The sequence below is a fragment of the Acinetobacter sp. YH12099 genome (genome assembly GCF_013419195.1).
GTDB lineage: Bacteria > Pseudomonadota > Gammaproteobacteria > Pseudomonadales > Moraxellaceae > Acinetobacter > Acinetobacter towneri.
Window position 1 is genome coordinate 20,537 of the sequence record NZ_VPAP01000018.1, and the last position, 18,571, is coordinate 39,107.

At 39.2% G+C, this 18,571-nt stretch carries 8 protein-coding genes and 3 pseudogenes; 5 read left to right on the forward strand and 6 right to left on the reverse strand.

Features of this window, described 5'->3' with window-relative positions; translation table 11 throughout:
• Positions 1–676: 676 nt before the first annotated feature.
• Positions 677–985, reverse strand: a pseudogene (gene istB, locus FTU39_RS10640) (IS21-like element ISAba8 family helper ATPase IstB); the annotation flags it as partial.
• Complete coding sequence (gene istA, locus FTU39_RS10645) at positions 985–2,004, reverse strand: IS21 family transposase (RefSeq protein ID WP_180052159.1); 1,020 nt, start codon at positions 2,002–2,004, stop codon at positions 985–987. The gene istA and the pseudogene istB, both read right to left, overlap by 1 nt.
• A 64-nt stretch (positions 2,005–2,068) precedes the next feature.
• Between istA and FTU39_RS10650 the strand changes: the two are divergent.
• A pseudogene (locus FTU39_RS10650) lies at positions 2,069–2,196 on the forward strand (type I restriction enzyme endonuclease domain-containing protein); the annotation flags it as partial.
• 116 nt (positions 2,197–2,312) lie between these two features.
• Here FTU39_RS10650 and FTU39_RS10655 read toward each other — a convergent pair.
• From FTU39_RS10655 to FTU39_RS10670, 4 genes are all read right to left on the reverse strand, one after another.
• Positions 2,313–3,392 (reverse strand): hypothetical protein, encoded by a 1,080-nt coding sequence (locus tag FTU39_RS10655; protein WP_049590874.1) that lies wholly within the window; start codon positions 3,390–3,392, stop codon positions 2,313–2,315.
• A gap of 27 nt (positions 3,393–3,419) precedes the next feature.
• Positions 3,420–4,598: an inovirus-type Gp2 protein gene (locus tag FTU39_RS10660; RefSeq protein ID WP_180052161.1), complete on the reverse strand. Its 1,179-nt coding sequence runs from the start codon at positions 4,596–4,598 to the stop codon at positions 3,420–3,422.
• Positions 4,599–4,901: 303 nt separating this feature from the next.
• Complete coding sequence (locus FTU39_RS10665) at positions 4,902–5,135, reverse strand: AlpA family transcriptional regulator (RefSeq protein WP_180052162.1); 234 nt, start codon at positions 5,133–5,135, stop codon at positions 4,902–4,904.
• A gap of 61 nt (positions 5,136–5,196) precedes the next feature.
• Positions 5,197–6,240 (reverse strand): hypothetical protein, encoded by a 1,044-nt coding sequence (locus tag FTU39_RS10670; RefSeq protein WP_180052163.1) that lies wholly within the window; start codon positions 6,238–6,240, stop codon positions 5,197–5,199.
• Between the two features lie 433 nt (positions 6,241–6,673).
• On the opposite strand from FTU39_RS10670, the pseudogene FTU39_RS10675 reads away from it, so the two are divergent.
• From FTU39_RS10675 to FTU39_RS13865, 4 genes and pseudogenes are all read left to right on the forward strand, one after another.
• Positions 6,674–7,577 (forward strand): annotated as a pseudogene (locus tag FTU39_RS10675) (DUF932 domain-containing protein); the annotation flags it as partial.
• A 552-nt stretch (positions 7,578–8,129) separates the two neighbouring features.
• A complete protein-coding gene (locus FTU39_RS10680; RefSeq protein WP_180052164.1) occupies positions 8,130–10,805 on the forward strand; it encodes a DUF11 domain-containing protein in 2,676 nt (891 codons plus the stop codon).
• Positions 10,806–10,824: 19 nt separating this feature from the next.
• A complete protein-coding gene (locus FTU39_RS10685) occupies positions 10,825–13,470 on the forward strand; it encodes an isopeptide-forming domain-containing fimbrial protein (RefSeq protein ID WP_180052165.1) in 2,646 nt (881 codons plus the stop codon).
• Complete coding sequence (locus tag FTU39_RS13865) at positions 13,457–18,391, forward strand: SdrD B-like domain-containing protein (RefSeq protein ID WP_257224479.1); 4,935 nt, start codon at positions 13,457–13,459, stop codon at positions 18,389–18,391. The genes FTU39_RS10685 and FTU39_RS13865 overlap by 14 nt, the downstream gene beginning before the upstream one ends.
• Positions 18,392–18,571 lie beyond the last annotated feature (180 nt).

Genomic DNA, 18,571 nt, shown 5'->3' on the forward strand with positions numbered 1-18,571 from the left:
TTGTGCCTTTCCCTGTGGTTGATGCTACCGTCTTCTGAATACGCTGACCAAACAGGTTATATTTATACTCAGCTAGGGTGTGTTTATTTAACTGAATATCGTTGATAAAATAATCGCTGACAGTTTGATGTTCATTGAGTTTGAGATATTGCACTTTAACTAGGCGATCAATACTGTCATAACTAAAAAATAGAACTTTATCGTCCTCAATTGCCCAACGCTTACGACCAAGCTGATCATATTGACTACCATATTTAGCAGTCACTTTAAAACTATGGTTGAAATTTTGGGAAGAAGATGCAGTGACAGGTAAAAGTTGGGTTTCTGATTGTTTTCTAAATAGATCGAGTTGAAGCAAACGATCTGAAAATCCTGGACTAAATTGTTGTCGTGCTTGAGAACCCACTTCAGTTTTGTAACGATAATTGACTTTATTTGGGGAAGATTCCTGATTGAGATAATCTAGAGAAGTTTCACCTGTATAGACGTTACCCGAACTGATAATACGCCCTTGCTTATCTAATATTTCATGATGTTCTAGACCATTACCAAACTGATAGCCATAATTCACCGATGTATCGGTTGTACTATTTAGATTCTCAATAACAGACTGAGAAACAATGCCTAACGGACCACGTTTAAGTTGAATCGACTCCAATAGACCAGCACGAGCCTCGTTTTCTGCTCTAGCAATAAAGCTCAGATTGAACAGTTCAATCACCTGTGATTTAGGGGCCCCTAGGGCATAATTAAAATCATAGTCTTCCAGGGTTTTGACTTGAGGCAGGCCTGAGAGTTTCATCAGGACCTGCTGGCTGCGCTGTTGCCTGGCAGCATATTCATGCGTCAAGATAGCTTCAACAAAGTCGGCATAACTTCCATCTTGACCTAATGTTTGTTGTGCATGATGTGACCATTGTGATGCGATGGCAGGCAGATTGAGCTTTTGGCAAAGTTGCTCTATACGGTCGTATTGCAGATTCATCAGGAAACTCCCAGCAACTGGTCATATACTGATAAGGGATGCTGCAAACTCTCGTAGGGCATGACATGCTGTGCTGCTGCAACAGGTACAGTGCTGAAACCTGTATCTGATAGCGGTAATGGCGTAAATTTTTGCTGCTCCTGTTGCAGTCGAACAGCCGGTTTTTCTTGCGTGGTGGCATGAATCCGCTGATTGGCGGTTTCATGCAGCCACCGGCCAATGTGGGCATTGGCGACATCAACATCTAACAGTAAACCCGAAGTCTTCAGGCTTGCTTTCAATGGCACAATAAAGCTTGATTTGAGGTATCCATTAAAGCGTTCAACTTTGCCTTTGGTCTGTGCACGGTAGGGCTTACATACGCGAGGACGAAAGCTGTATTTCTTGGCGCAGTCGAGCAGTTTGGGATTCCATTTATGCTGCCCCTCCTGATAGGCATCCCGTTCAATCATGATCGTTTTAGCGTTATCAAACAGGATTTCCTGAGGTACTCCTGCAAAGAACTGAAATGCATTTTCTAGACCATCGATCCATGCATCGGTACGTTCATGATCATAAAATTTCACGAAAGTCGCTCTGGAATACCCTAATGTTGCGACAAAGGCTTTTAAAGTCGTGTTGTTGCGTCGAATTGTCGTGAAATCCACCTGCATTTGTTGGCCAGGTTGGGTTTCAAAACGAATGATCGGTTCTGGTTTAGCAACTGGTTTTAATGTTGCAAGATATTCCCTCAAGATCCTGATCTTTCCTGGATATCCCAACCTTAAAATTTCCTGGTAGAGCACAACAGCAGGAATCCATTCAGGATGAGCTGCGTTTACACGTTGGAGTAAATAGGGTTTGTATGGATCAAGAATACTTGTTCTAGGTTGTGTACGCCGATACTGAGGTGTTTCCTTCTGCCGTAAATATTTACGTACGGTATTTCGGGACACCCCCAGTTCACGACTAATGGCTTTAATAGATTTACCTTGCTGATGAAGTATTTGGATTGTCACTGCTTGCTCCAAAGTTAACATGTTGAGCAGTCCAAAATGACCGCTATATTAACCAAGGGGGTCAGTTTTTAAATGCCGCTAACATGCTCAGCTGAAGATATTAGTCGTCCTACTTTGCAGCGCTGGAAGTATCCACCTGATAAATCAGCCGAAGCAATTGAGTTGGTGATGAAGCAGGCTGAGACCTTGTCAAATGCTTGGACAAGTGCTTAACTAATAATTCGATATTAAAACCACTTAGTAATAAATTATATTGAATAATATTAATTGGTTAGTTAGAGAGCATAAATCCAACGAGCTGTCTGCTCGTTGGATTTATTTAGCTTATATCAACCGTATAGGTGTTCAATTCGCACAGTAGCTCTATCCCCATCTACACGCATCCAATAGTCAGTGCCGTAAAGATGTGCCTTTAAACGATTTAACCTTGGAGCAATGCCAGACTGATTGATGTCGTAAAAGTTTAAATGCTGCCCTTGGAACATTGGAGCTATACCAGCATTCATTGATGGCACGTCACCATAAGAAATACTGTGAGTAATCGTATTTTCAAAAAATGGACTGAGAGATTGAAATAATTGAGAATCTGCCCAATCATCTATATCTGTAAATTCTTTTTTCACAAAGAAAATCAGTCTTTTACTTATATCACCAACAATATCGATCTCATTTTTAGACAGAATGCCAATCACATCGTTTGAATCTTTGTTCAGCCAGACCGCTTTTATGATTGGCTTTACAAGATCAGCCAACATTTCATTCTCTGTTTGATCCTTGAATTGTTCATCGCCGAATTGAGGCATTCTCCCTGAAGCTGTTTTTAATTGAACAACAATAGAGTGAACTTCGAATCTTGGAGATTCGTCGATTATTGTATCGATAAAGCGATTGATATCCCCTTGAGATTTTACATACATGGCTCGCCAAGAGTTAAATATGGTGGTGCTGTTTCGCGTACCACATCGAACCTTAAAGTCTGAAAAACAGGTATCTACAGCTTTTTCATAGTATTCACGATTTATAAACTGACCACTGGAAAGTTGGTGTGCAGTCAAGGTTTCAGCCATGAGTTTGATCAAAGGATTGACCGTCATATTCCTAAAGCGTCCATTCACAAAGGGATTAAAGGTGTAATCGTGTATAACTGGTATCACTAATTGCCCCAACTTGGTGAGGTATAAATCAGGAAACCCAGTTGGCATCCCAGTGGGTTGATGCGTAAATATTTTTAGGTTCTTTGCTGAACGTATTTTTTTTGCCATGGTGTTATACATTGAAAGTGCAACTGGCTGTATATGCGGTGGATAATTTGTAAATCCTCGATTTCCAGCTTTGGTCACATGATTCAGCATTTCCAGAGAATCAAATTGTTCTTGGGCAGTTAAAATATCACGGGCATGGATTGGCATGAATGTCTCCCATATCATAAACATGATTTAAAAATTTAAATTGAGTTGTTGAGCGTATTTACGTGGACGACCAGCATTTGATGTTTTTTTGGGCGCTTCACCGAGTTGGAATCCTCGTGCGCCTTTCATGTTGGTAAAGTCAAACAGTTGTGAGGTTTTGCAGATGTAATCAAAGGTTTTATAAAGATATCCGAGCTTTGTAGTATCTGCATAATGAACCATGCCAATTGCACATTGACGATAAGAATCCTTCTTCATGTTGCAGATATAGCTTGTACCTTGGCCCTGTGTAACTTTGTTCCATAATTTCCCAATACTTTGGGCGAGGGTAATATCCTCTAAATTTTTATCTCCGTTGAACAGGAAATAACAGTGAACATGAAACCCCGTGCGGACGGTATATTCGAAGCGTAAGATATAACCCACCACCATTTTCATGACTGGATTATTCCGTTTGTTATTCAGTAGTTTTTTTACACATGCCTTGATGTGGACTAGATCATGCTTGGAATGAATTTCTTTCAGGCTATAAGCATTTTTCAGTAAAGTCTGTTGATCTCGCATAAGGGATAAATCCATTCGCACGACCAACAACCTAGAGTAGACTTTCAGTAATTGTCGAATGTATCCAACGCAAACCATTTTCATCTTTTTACAATGATTATTTTGATCGCTGACTTTTTTTTTGACTTTGGGATCATTCATATACGACTTAATCAATTCTACAAAGTGTAGTAAGTCATCAACAAACGGCTGAATAACTTCAAGATGATGTGATGACCCAATGCCTTGAGTTGCCAGTTCATTGAATTCATCTTGAGTAAGTTGAGATCGAGCATGATCAAACGCAAGACAGGCCATACCAGGCTCTATCTCTGGAGGTGTATATGCATGAAGCAGTTCAAAGAAACTTTGCATTAAAGGTTCAATGGGTTTTGCAAATTTACGAAAAAAACGATCAGTTAAACCGTGCTGTTTTACAGTTAATATCTTAACAATAGGGGTTTTACACTTCAGAACAGCTTGCACAAACTCAATTTTCTGCAATATCGGCATAACGATATTGTCTAGATGATGGATGACAACTCTCTGGTTTTCACCGTGATTCAGTACTGTGTGTTGATGATCAAACTTCGCTTGCTCTAGAAGCTCATGATCAAACATCGTAAACAGTCCAGCTGTATTGGATAATTTGGGTTTAGTCATGTCTAAGCCTTGAATTAAATGGAATTGACTTAAAAACACAACGATTAAGTAAAGCTTTCCCTTGGACACTGTGCTAAGGCAGTGTCCATGCGGGAATATCATTCGGCTAAGTGATAGATGTTTTCAGTACTTGTATTTATATGAACATTGATCCAATCATTCAAACTGTATTAAATACATTTAAATAATTGAATAGTATATAAATGATATAAATACCGTAATCCAAACCTATAGCGAATCCGAAGAGCTAAACTCAAAAGTTGCGCGAATCGTGCATGTTTTCGAGAAACTGCTTGTACAAAATTAGCTCACCGAAGCAGCTCGATTTCGGCTGGACATTTTGTTTCTAATCCATTCCTCAACTTCGCTGAGTAACCAACGTGAAGCTCTATTTAGCTTGATTGGTTTTGGAAAATCAGGGTCGTAACGTTTCGAGCGCGGGTTTAGCCGGTCATAAATGGATGACCGAGATAAACCAATCAGTTTGATAAGCTCATGAAGTCTAAGCATTCGGATAGTAGCGATTGATGTGTTCATTTTTACTCCTTGTAGATTAGTTTTGGACTAATCAAGGAAAAAAATAAAACATTAGAGATCATCAAAAGTTCGTCAACGGGGGAAATGATAAAGATATGCTAGGATTTTTTTGAACTATGCATTTTTCCTTGAGTTTTACTTTCAGGTCGGGCCTTTCATTTAGGTAAGCCTTGCTTCTTTCAAAAGGGCCATCTGGATTATTAAAAGTTTCTAGTTCATTTTTTAAAGTTTTAATTCTACTTTCAATATTCTCTTTCCTCTCATTAAATGATTCAAACTGTGCTTGAAAATCAGTAAGATTCTGCGATGAATAGAATGACGTAGATGAAATAGGTTTGCCTTGCTTAAGTAACGATATTTGTTCAGCAACAGATAAAGGTATAATGGCTTTGCGATGTTTGAATATTGAGCATTCTTTATGTTTGTTTACCATAATTTTTAATAAATCTTCTAAATGATTGATCTCATCTTGGATAGATTGAGAAATTATTGCAGTCACTTTCAAATCTAAGTCTTTGTATACTTCCTTTAAACTACTAAATTTTCGGCCTCTATAATTCTGAATATAACTTTCCACAAAGTTGTAAAAGGGTTGTTTGCGTATGCGCTGAAAATTATATTTTTTGAAGGAATTAGAGACCCCTTGTTCTAAAAAGTCCCTTAAAATAGGGGGGAGATTTTTCTGATTCATGCAATCTGCATGTGATGAATAAGCAGTTCGAATGGCTTTAAGCTCAGTTTGAATATTTTCTAAAGCATTAGCTTGTAGTGAAGCTCTAAATTTACGAATAGCTTGAAGTACTTCGTGATAATGTTTGGGGCGATATTCGAAATCAAGCTTTGCAACTTGATCATTCCCATCCTGATCTGGAAAAAATGCCTTAACAGGTTTGTTACAAAGTCTTTTTATTTTATCTTCTTCCAACTCTTGGAAATAACCTTCATCAATCAAGGTATATATTGCCTTCCTTAAATCTTCTTCATTAGATGCCATGAGGATAGATTTATGGAAACTCAAAAATGGAGACGAGCGGATTTTGTCAAAAATAAATTTTTCTAGTGCATTCACTATCAGTATTTGTTCTTGTAGTTGAGAACTTGGCATAAATACTCCTTAAGTAACCCCTTAACTTCTGTACAGACTTAGCCATTTTTATGTACAGACTTAATAATTAATACATTTCTTATCAGCATCTTACAAGATGATTCAGGAAATAATGAATTCATGTAAAAAGGTATTAAATTTGATTGCTTCAGTAGTTGAAATTAAGCGACACTAAGTCTTTGAAATAAATATATCTTTACTTGTCTAAAAATATTGAATTTAATTTTTTAGGAAGACATTGGATGCGTTTGGATAAAATAACATGCATCAGTACTTTAGAGAGGGCTTCAATGAATTAGGTGAGTAATTTTTGTTGAATAGCAATAAGCTGGCGGGTCAAACCTATGCAGGTTGATAGACGTTATTTTTGCTATAAATAAAAATTGAGGTTCTTAAAATATTGAATTGTGTAACAAATCCTCCAATGCAGCTATATGATGCCCAGAATGAATGCTGGCAAAGCATTATTATGCCTTATGAAAAATATATGTTTTATATCGCTCCGATACCCATGCGCTTTTATTTATGTTCAGCCGGAGCTATCAGGAAGTCTACCGATGGGAATACTTAACTTCTTATTCTGATTTAACAAAGCAGTCTTGCTTTCAACTGGAAATAGCCAGTGTGCTTAAAGGATACATGAAATTCTGGGCTTTAGCACGTATTGAACAGGCTTCTGCTTTAAAAGAAAAAAGTCAGCAATGGCTATATCTTGCTGGCAGCGGGCTGTGATGGAACCCTTGCGACTACGGCGCAATTCATCTCCATCCGTGTGGTGTGTAATAACACCTTGGCGATTGCCCTAAATGGACAGGACAGTAGTGCCGGTGTAGTTAAAGTCCCGCAACACCCACTTTGATACCCAAAAGATTAAACAGCAGCTGGGCGTATCTCTGCGTGCATGGGATGAACACATGTATGAAATGAAACAGCTGAGTCAGCGTAAAGTGACCCAGACCGAAGCTGTGGCTTATTTTGATGCCGAGTTCAACAAAATACACGCCTCAGTCCAACGGAACAGGATGAAGGCATTATTCAGTTCTCTACCCTAATGTGGTCAATAAGTCGCCAAGAAAAGACAAGGCTGAACTAAATGGATACACGATGTTTAAAGTCCTTATCATGTTTAACGGGCAGGGTCACGGAGCTAAATTCAGCCAATCCAAAGACACAGCATATATATTTTGTTGTGATCAATTACAGAGTTTGACGATCATTAATGTCGTGCGATGAGTCAGGATCACCGCTTGGATTCCGCTTGGTTTGGTGCGGGGGCAGACTTAAAGCAATGTGGACTAGAACAAGCTTTATATTTCATTGTCTACCGTACAAGCTAGCGCTCAAATTAGCGTACATGCGGATTAATCCCTATTTCAAAACCCTTCTATTCATTTAACTGCATTCAAAGCTGTGTCTTTGGACACAGCTTTTTTATGTCTGTCTTACTTTGTGGGCATGAAACATGAATCTTTAAAGTGTGCGTTCTAGTCAGTGATTCAACATAAGGATTTTGTGAAGAATATTCAATAAGGTTTGCATGGTAGTGTGAGACTGTGAATTAAAAAATGATAATGAGGAAATCAATAAAAAGAATATGTATTGAGCATTGAGTCTAGGGCTTAAAAACTTCGAAAATTCTTTCTGAAAGTTATCGCATCTCAGCAAAAGACTGGGCTTGAGATTTAATTTAATCACTAGAATTTACAATATAAAAATGGTTAAAAATAAACTTTTGAAGAGGAATAATAAAAAAACGTATATCAATAAGTTATATTTTTTAAAAATGTTATTTATTTGGTGTTTTCTTGTGTTTTTTGTGATTTTTTTGTAGTATTGTTTTTAATCATTGTAAAAAATTTATAATTATCGCGTGCTTGCAAGGGTCAGAAATGATAAACCTCTTAAAAAAAAGTGCTGTTCTACGAACAACATTAGTTGCTTTGATTGGTTTATTTATTGGGTTGTATAGTGCTTTAGTTTTTGCTCAGCCTAAAGCCGGAAGTAGCATCACCAATATTGCGAGTGGTGATTTTTATGATGAGCAGGGCAACCTACAAACAATTAACTCCAATCCTGTTATCCTGACAGTTCAGCCCATTTACTCATTGAGTCTACAAAGCAATCAGCAAAATATTGGTACAATTGGCAGTAAACTCAATTTCCCTCATGTACTCACCAATACAGGAAATATCGCAGATAACTATAAGGTTGTTCTGACACAACTCACAAATGATCAATTTGATCTGGAAAATATCGCAGTTTATGTAGATCGGGATCAAAATGGTGAACCTGATGACAATAATAATTTACTCAATAATGCAATCTTGCACTTAGAGGCAGATGAGTCAGTTGCTTTGGTGGTGGTCGGCAGTATTCCTAAAAATGTTGTCGCAGGTAATGTGGCAAACTTTAGTTTAACTTCAACCAGTCAACTTGATCCAGGTAATGTGTCTGCCACTGTCTCAGATGTTGCAAAAGTGGTTGATGATGCGGTCATTCAGGTCACAAAATCTCAAAATATCAGTACAGGTAAAACAGGCACAGAAGTTACCTATACATTTACCTATAGCAATACAGGGACTGCATCAGGTCAGTTGCTGGTTCATGATACCTTGCCAAGTAATGTTGCATATCAGGCAGGAACTGCGATTTGGAGTAATGGCACGGCTACACTGACAGATATAGATAATGACAATGAAGCAGGAAGTACTGCTGAATCAGTCATGAACTATAAATATGTAAATGGTGAGGTGGAGTTTAAACTGACAGGGATTGCCGCATTAAGCAAGGGCGCGGTGAGCTTTAAGGTGAAAGTCAATCAGAATGCAGCGGAAAAGATCAATAACACTGCGAACTATAAACAGTATAAAAACAATACAACTACTTTATTGAAAGACACCAACACCAACACCGTTATCTTTAATGTAGAGCAAACCTTAGGGGTGATACTGAATAACTCTTCTGCTGGAAATGCTGATGGAGGCACGAATGACTTGCTCACCAAAGCAAACACATTTACTGGGGCAGCCAAAGAAGTTCAGTTTGAAAATTATGTCTGGAATACGGGGCAGGCAACAGATAGCTATAATCTTACAATTGATAAAAGTATAAATGTGCCAAGTTGTGCGATAACACGTTTATATCACTCTGATGGAAAAACTTTGCTCACCGATAGTAATGCTGACGGTGTGGTAGATACAGGTTCGATGGCAGCAGGCGCATCGAAAAAAATTGTGCTTGGTGTTTATTTCCCTGCAAATTGTGTTACAGCGACTAATGAAATACTAGATTTTGATGTTAAGGCAACTTCAGTTACAGATACAGCAATTACCAATAGTACTCGTAATCGATTAAACAATACCAATACCGCAGGTTCTAGTGACTTGTACAATAATGATAGTTCAGGAACTGGTATAGGTGCTGTTACATCACCTGGTGGACAGGCATGGGTAAATAAATCAGCAGTTAGGGGTGGAACAGCCGTATTTCCTTTGGTTGTAGAGAATAAGAGTACGGTAACGAATAGCTATAATTTATATGCTTCGGCTGCTGAAATTGATGTCAATAGTATTAATACCAGTTTGCCTGCCCAGTGGACAGTGAAATTCTATGATACGAGTAATGATTGCCAAACCCTAGGGAATGTAATCAGCAGTACTGGCAATGTAGCAGCAGGTGCAACCAAAAAATATTGTGCTGTGGTCAGTGTTCCCACTCATACAGACTTGGCCAATCTTCCTATTTGGTTTGCGATAAAATCACCAATGAATGCACAGGCGGATAGTATTAAGGACCAAGTTGATATTATTCAGAGACAAATGACACTGGCAAATGATCGGCAGGGTCGGGTCAATATTGGTGGGACAGTTGTCTATCTACATACCTTAAAGAATACAGGGACTGTGGTTGAGGGGAATGCAGTAGGCCAGATCACGTTTAGTGTTATTCCGCAAAACCCAAATGATACCTTTACTTATACTTTGTATCATGATGCCAATAATAATGGCGTGATTGATGCGACTGATCCAATGATTAATGATTTATCCATCATTACAGGTGGTTTAGCGCCGCAAGCTTCAATTCAACTTCTCTTAAAAGTCCAGGCACCAACAACGGCAACCAATGGTATGTCTAGTGTGGCGAATATTGTGGTGAAAGCAAACAATACCATTCAGGGGCTGACCTTGGATGATTTACAAAACACTGACTTGACCACGGTAGATCCAACCCAGTTACGTTTGACCAAAGAGCAGGCGAAAGATGAAAACTGTGCCTTAACTTTAGCTACGGTAAGCAGTGCAACCTACGGAAGCACACCACTTCAAGTAAAACCAAATCAATGTGTGAGCTATCGTTTAACCATTAAAAATGAGGGCGCCACCCCAGCTAGTAATATTGTGATTAATGATATTGTGCCTGCTTACAGCCAATTACGTAGTGGTTTACCACCATCTATTAGTCAAGGGACAATCGCTGTAAATAACGATCAAATTGCAGGCAGTGTGGGATCGCTTACACCACAAGGTCAGGCTTCCATGTACTTTTCTATTCGGGTAAGCCCATAAACAGAGCGGATATTAGAGCATGAAGATGATCAATACACTAAATAATAACCGCCCAAAACTGTTTAATTGGGTCTTGACCTTGCTGTGCGTGTTGATGGTCCAGCAATCGGCCTGGGCTGCAACCAACTCGATCATCAGTAACATGGCAGTTGGTGAATATAGCGAAGAGGGCTCAACGGTTGTACAGGTGGCGCGTTCAAATCTTGTCCAAACCACGATTTTGCCTGTGTACTCATTAAATTTGGTGGCAGCCAATAACAAAACAGTAGTGGCGGGACAGACAGTTTATTTTAACCATATCTTAACCAACACCAGTAATGAGACAGATCAATATACTTTCGCTGTAAGCAATAATCCCACTGGTGATGATTTTGATTTTGTGAATAGTAGCCTGATGGTTTATCTGGATGCCAATAATGATGGTATTCCCGATGGATCAGCGATTACAGGTTATACATTGGGTGCAGGTCAGTCCGTTGGACTAATTGTTGCAGCAAGCATACCGAATGCGATTACCACAGGAAAAGTTGCAAATTTAACTTTGATGGTGACATCTGCGAATGGCGCGAGTGGAACAAATAGCAATGTTGACAAGGCAACTGTAACTGACCAGTCAACTCTGGTGGTGCGTAAAAAATTCTCTCAAATCACTGCTGCAAATGGTGATGTGGTCACCATACGTCTGGATTATCAAAATCCAACAAACACAATTGTACCAACGGCAACCTTGACTGACACGTTAGGAAGCAATTTAACCTATGAAGTAAATACTGGTAAATGGAATGGCGTAACTGTATATGATGCAGTGGGGGGAACAGCCGATCCAACAGGAATTAATTATAGTGTCACCTCGAATGTTGTTACCGCAACCCTAACCAATATTCCAGCGAATACGATTGGCTATATCGAATTTAATGTAAAAATTAATAAAAGCATTGCAGGGAAAATTGAGAACGTCATTAATGTAACAGGGCCAACGACAGACACAAGTAATACAGCAGTTGTAAATGTTGCTCCAGTCTATGCTGTCAAAATGAATGGTAGTGCAAGCAACGTCAGTGATAATACCAATATCATTACGGCCAGTGCGGTTCCCCAGGGTGATGAACTTAAATTTACCAACTATGTCTGGAATATAGGGAATACCACAGATCGTTTTAACCTCACTTTAACTAACAGTACATTTCCAGCAGGTAGTCAAATTGAGTTGTATCGTGCGGATGGTGTGACACCATTATTAGACAGTAATGGTGATGGTATTCCTGATACGGGATTATTGGCAGCCAATACCAATATCCCTGTTGTGGTAAAAGTTCGTTTCCCAAGTAGTTATACGGTAACCACAAATACAGTTTTTGAAGTTACACCACAAGCACAGTCTGTGGGTGATGGTGGTAAAACCAGCACGATTAAGGATCAGGGCACTTTAACTCCTGTTTCACAATTGGTGGATTTAACCAATGCTGATAATACGGGGCTGGGTAATGGTGCGGTTGATAATAGTGGCGCTGCATGGAAAACCATAACAGTAAAATCCAGTGATAATGCTGTGACTGGCGGACAGGTAATTTTTCCATTAACAGTGAAACATACAGGTGTTGGAACAGAGTATTTGCTCAGTGCAAATGCCAGCAGTGATTTTTCTAGCCTGACTTTACCCGCAGGCGTAAACCGTGTGCGTTTTTATGCATCCACAAATGGTACAAACTGTAGTGGGTTGGGTAATGAAATTGGTAAGACGATTTATTTAAATAATGCGGAAACCCAACTGGTCTGTGCGGTTGTTGAAGTGGATAAAGTCAATAAAGACGTGACTGTACCAATTTATTTCCGTGTGATCTCAACCAGCTTTGTTGGTACGGATAACCCTGCTCAGGACATGATTAAAAATGCTGTAACGATTCAAAGTGTCAATTCCGTACCCCAATTGGAATTTACACCAGATTTACATGCTCAGGTCGCACCATTGGGCACAGTGGTCTATCGTCATTTACTGACCAACCCTGCTGCTACAGACTTTACGGGGAGCTATGGTTTTATCATCAACAATAGTGAGTCTAGCTTTAACAGTGTACTATTTCTGGATGTCGATGGGGATGGCAAGTTCAGCAGTGGGGATTTAAATATTCGTACATTGGCGGACTTACCAGGTGGCAAAGTGGCAGCTCATGAGCAAATTCAACTCTTATTACAAGTCACGAATGTTGTAAATAACAATGTCAATCAGACCAATACAACAGTTGTGAACTTAACAGATAGTAGCAATCAGGTTGTTGCTTCTATTAAAGATGTGACCACAGTCAAGCAGTCACAATTAACCCTGACAAAATTGCAGGCACGAGATTTGGGTTGTGATGGTACAGCTGATGAAACATACACAACAAATACTTTAACTATTGGTAAGCAAAGCAATGGTCAAGGTCAATGTGTTTTGTATAAGGTGATTTTAACCAATACAAGTGCTACTGCTATGAGTACTGCATTTACCTTTAGAGACATGACGCCTGCCTATACAGTTTTATCTCAATCGCCTATCTGCACATCATGTAGTGGTATAACGGCTCCCACAGTTGGTAATGCTGGCGCGGTTTCAGGAACATTAAATAGTGTGGCGGCAAATCAAAGTTACGAATTCAGTTTCGGGGTGCGCTATGTGGGGCAGTAATTCAATGGAAAAATTCAAGATGATGAAACTGGCTAATCATGCTGTTCTAAAACTTTTGATTTTGTTTTTTTCACTGGTCGGTAGCATCAGTATTGCTCAGGCTGCTTATCAGCGTAGTTATTTAAATTTTGATTTTGAGAGTAACTCATTAGGTACATCATGCTATGTGCAGGTCGATGCCTCAAGTGTTCCAGGTTGGAATACTACCCATAGAAGTATGCAAGGGAGTGGTGGCTGTGGTAGTACAAGTAATCAATTTGGAAAATTGATTGAGTTATGGTCGCATGGATACAGTGGCTATCCTGCAAGGCAGGGGAATGTATTTGCTGAATTAAATGCTGAGGAATACTCAGAAATGCAGCAAAATATCTGTTTAATTCAAGGTGAACCAATTTCATGGAAACTTAGCCATAATGCGCGTCGTAATAATACTACTGATGTAGATAAAATGTCTTTACGTGCTGGTGCGCAAACAATTGTGAGTGTGGCAACAACTAGAAATGGTAATGGTTCAATTTTAAGTTGTGCTTCGGGTAGTTGTAATGTGTCATCTGGAGTAGTGACTTATAATGGTAATAAATTTTGGGCAGATTACAGCGGAACATTTAATTACACAGGCACAACAGGTCCAACGGTTTTGGGTTTTAAGGCAGATACAGGTTCATCTGGTTCGCTTGGTAATTTTTTGGATGCAATTCAAATTTCGGTAAAGCCTATTATTGAGTTTGCTTCAGCCAGTTATGAAATTCCTGAAAACGGCATCCCTCAGGATATTAAAGTGATTGTGGTTGGGATTATTCCTGCGGGTGGTTTAACCCTGACCTTTAATGTCAATGATGGGACACCTCCTAAAAATGCTGAAATTAATCTGGATTACAAAATCAACGGCAGTACCAATAAAACCTTTACAAAAACCATTCCAGCAGGTGATTATGGGATGGGTACACCTTATACAATCAGTATCCCAGTAGAAATTATTGATGATAAGGTTGCTGAACCAGATGAACAATTTACTGTCACTATTCAAAGGGATGACAATAATTTTTACTTATATTCCTCTTCTGTTTGTGGGTCGTCAGGGAATGGTACGACTACTTATACCATTATAGATGATGATGCACCAACGCAGATGAATGTTGCAATTAGCAAAAGTCAAAAAACAGATTCTGGAACATTTAGCAGTGATCCTTTAACTGTATCAACTAGCACTACCATGCAATATCAATTGGTGATGACCAATTTGGGTGAAAATCCAATTGACCCCACTGCATTGGCAACATTTACTGATACGCTACCGAGTAATCTAACTAATTTGTCTATTGCATCCCAGACTGCATCATCTGGTGCAACCTGTCAGGCAAGCCGTTCAGGTAATGTGGTAAGTGGTACTTTTAGTGGGCCTAAAAATTCCACCTGTACCGTGATTATTCAGGCAACTACACCATCTACAGGGGCTATACTGACCAATACTGCAACTGCAAGTGTACCTGTTGGTAATGTGAATAACCCGAATACAGATATTGATCCATCTAATAATAGTAGTACTGTACAAACCACAGTTGCTGCAGCTACCCTAATTTTAAATAAGGCAACCACCAGCGGTATAGGAACATTTAGCTATTCATTAACCAATACCTTACAAAGTTCGGCAACTGTAGATATTGATATGCCAGGAAGCCCAATCCAGATTGATAGTGATACCACTAAATCAGGGATACAACCTTTTATTATCAGCAATACGAATAATAATGTCGTGATCACGGAGACCATGCCTACAGGACAAACATGGGAGCTTTCAACAGCAGTCTGTAAAAATGCAGATAATACAACGCTGGGCAGGACTTCCACCTCAGGAAATATATTAACCATTGATCGGCGTGATATCTTAGCAGGAGCTGTCATTACTTGTAATCTCATGAATACAAGGTTACCTACTGTTAAAGTGCAAAAAATATCATATGGAGGAATAGGAACATTTTCATTTACCAAGACGAATCTGACTGGAACTCTCAATAATATAACTACTTCTACTACAGGCATTGCGACTCCCACCAACCCAACGGCATTACCTGTGACCGCGAAAGGAACGAATGTTACCATCACAGAAAGTTCACCACCAGCTAACTATGTCTTAACAGAAGCCAGTTGTAGAGATGACAATAGTCTTGTAACAGGGAATACAGGGAATTTTGGTAATTTGGTCAATTCAAGTAGAGTGCTCATCATTCCATCTACCTATTTAATTACAGGTGGAGCAGATATCACTTGTACTTTTGTGAATAGACTTAATCCGCAGACTGATTTAAATATTACCAAAACCAATAATGAGACAGCATTATTAAGAGGACAAAGTACTTCTTATTTAGTGCGTGTTACTAATAAAGGAAGCATTCCTGTGATGGGTGCGACGTTGGCTGATGCGGCTGGCACCAATCAAACAAAAAGCAGTGTAACCTGTAGTAATGCAAACAATAATCAATGTACGCCAGGTTCTACTCCTACAACTACTCAAATTGAGAGTGGCTATGCGTTACCACGACTTGATACAGATGACTTTTATGAAGTCATTGTGACTGCGACTATATCATCAAGCAATATTTCGACTACCAATAATACTGCATCAGTCACAGCGCCTTCGGGAGTGACTAACTCAGGAGCAAGTTGTACTGCTACTAGCTCAGGTGGTATTGTACGTAGTTTCAATCCGACTACACGAGTATGTAGTGTTACAGATACTGATTCTGTGTCTGCTGGTAACAGAACTTTAACTGTTCGAAAAACATGGGCGAATGCTAAGCAATTTGATAAGGCAACCATTACCGCAGATACAACTACTGGTTTGGTTACACTTGAGACAATAGCAACAGGAGTAGCAAGTCAAACGGATAGTTCCAGTATTTTAGTCGCCAATAATACCAGTGTGACCTTAAAAGAAGTGATCGATATCGGCGATGGTAATTATACAGTCGCAGCGCCTAGTTGTTCTGCGGGCAGTAGTTCTTTGACAGTGACAGATAATAATAACGGTACTTATAATCTGGCACTTCCATCTAGCGGCACAACAGCGATTACCTGTACTTATACCAATACGCGTAAAACAGCAACTTTAAAACTGACCAAGACATGGACAAATGCAAAAAATGGTGATGTGGTTGCCATTCCAGCGACTTTGGGTTTAAGCACGAACACCACGAAGTTTAAGAGTACTGCTCCAACCCAAACTGATTCCAATACTGTTACGGTCTATGTGGGTGATACGGTTACATTCAGCGCAGAAATAGGTTTAGGTGATTACGCATCTGGTGATCCAAATTATGATGCGGCTGTGACTATGAACAAGGATAACTATAATGCAAGCTTAAGTTGTACTGCGAATGGTGGTGCAACGGCAAATAGCTTGTCTGGAACCAATGCTAAACAAAGTAATACTTTAACCATTGGTGCAGGTGATACAGGTAAGTTGATTACCTGTATATATAATAACAGCCGTATTCCACAGCAAATTAAATTGGTGAAAGAATGGAGAAATGCAACCATTAATCATCAAATTAAAGTAACAGCAACTGGTGGAACCAATAACCCAAGCGTAACTTCAATTTCATCAGGAAATAATACTGATGAGGGAGGAATCGTAACGGTCTATTCGGGAGATGTCATCACCTTACCAACTGAAACCTTTATAAATGGTAGTGCAAGCCAATACACCATTAGCACACAATGCAATGGTGGTAGTCCTTTAACTGATGGCATAGTCAATCGTACCATTACGATTAGTAACAACACCATCACCACAATATGTACCTATACCAATACTAGGACAGTGGCACAAACCATTATTTTTGGTCGGGTATTCAACGATAATAGTGGTACAACTGGTGATGTAAGCAAGGCATATAATGGTGTTCAGGATACTGGGGAAAGTGGGATTGCCAATAATACAGTACGTTTAACCAACTGTAGTTCAACAATTTTGGCAACCACCTCTACTGATGCAAATGGTGATTATAAGTTCAATATTGATCAAAGCCAGTTACCTACTTCATTTTGTATTGTACAAACCAATTTGCCTGAATATACCTCTGTGAGTGGAGCAAGTCCAACAGGAACGTACAGTCGCAATACGGATATAATTACGGTACCAAAAACCACAGCCACAAGTTATCCAGACAATAATTTTGGGGATGCCAATCTCAATGTACTTTTAACCGAAGATGGGCAGCATACCATTACCGCAGGGGAAGTCACCGATTATCCCCACCGTTTAACCACACAAGCCCCAGTGTACCTGACACAGCTTATTCAGACATATTCAAACTTCAATAATGATCAACCTTGGCAGGCATTGGTTTATCGAGATACGAACTGTAATGGTACGGTGGATGCTGGAGAAGCGGTATTTAATCCAAATAATTTATTATTACAGCCAAGTGTTGATATTTGCCTTGTACAACGTGTATTTGCACCAAGCAATGTATTTGCTGGAGCGCAGCATATTGGCACATTACAGGCAAACTATGCAGTAAGTTCATTAAGTCTAACAGATCAAAAAACCCAACAGCGTCAGGATGTGACACTAATTGGCAGTGCAGGCCTGACATTGACAAAAAAAGTACGTGCAGTAAGCAGTTGTTCATCAACTCCATCTGATTCTTCAGGCTTTTTAGTGAATAACGAAGCCACAAAACAGCAAAATCTGGAGTATGAGATCACCTATAAAAATAATAGTGTGAAGAACCTACAGAATGTCAAAGTAAAAGATAGTTTACCAACTGGTACTAATTTTGGCAGTCTAAGTTGCGGCCTAACACCAAGTGGAAATACTTGTAATGCAACACGTTCTGGAGAAGTTCTTGAATGGACTTTAACAGGTTTGCTAAAACCATCAGCCACAGGAACTTTAAGATTTTGTGTTAGTCAGTAAACAGAACCTATCACAGATCGGTAGGTTGAAAAACGTGCAAAGGGCTTCGGTGAGGAAAGATGGTATGGAATTTGCTTTGGCTGAAAGTAATACAATATTTTTTGTAAAAGTGTGAAGTAAATCAAACAAATTTGTTGATTATTGATATACTTTTGTAAAAATGGTTAACGTTTTTTTGGA

What these genes read in the sequence shown, in the direction of transcription:
- istA (WP_180052159.1), bottom strand. Translation starts at nt 2,004, where the DNA reads ATGTTAACTTTGGAGCAAGCAGTGACAATCCAAATACTTCATCAGCAA.
- FTU39_RS10655 (WP_049590874.1), bottom strand. Translation starts at nt 3,392, where the DNA reads ATGCCAATCCATGCCCGTGATATTTTAACTGCCCAAGAACAATTTGAT.
- FTU39_RS10660 (WP_180052161.1), bottom strand. Translation starts at nt 4,598, where the DNA reads ATGACTAAACCCAAATTATCCAATACAGCTGGACTGTTTACGATGTTT.
- FTU39_RS10665 (WP_180052162.1), bottom strand. Translation starts at nt 5,135, where the DNA reads ATGAACACATCAATCGCTACTATCCGAATGCTTAGACTTCATGAGCTT.
- FTU39_RS10670 (WP_180052163.1), bottom strand. Translation starts at nt 6,240, where the DNA reads ATGCCAAGTTCTCAACTACAAGAACAAATACTGATAGTGAATGCACTA.
- FTU39_RS10680 (WP_180052164.1), top strand. Translation starts at nt 8,130, where the DNA reads ATGATAAACCTCTTAAAAAAAAGTGCTGTTCTACGAACAACATTAGTT.
- FTU39_RS10685 (WP_180052165.1), top strand. Translation starts at nt 10,825, where the DNA reads ATGAAGATGATCAATACACTAAATAATAACCGCCCAAAACTGTTTAAT.
- FTU39_RS13865 (WP_257224479.1), top strand. Translation starts at nt 13,457, where the DNA reads ATGTGGGGCAGTAATTCAATGGAAAAATTCAAGATGATGAAACTGGCT.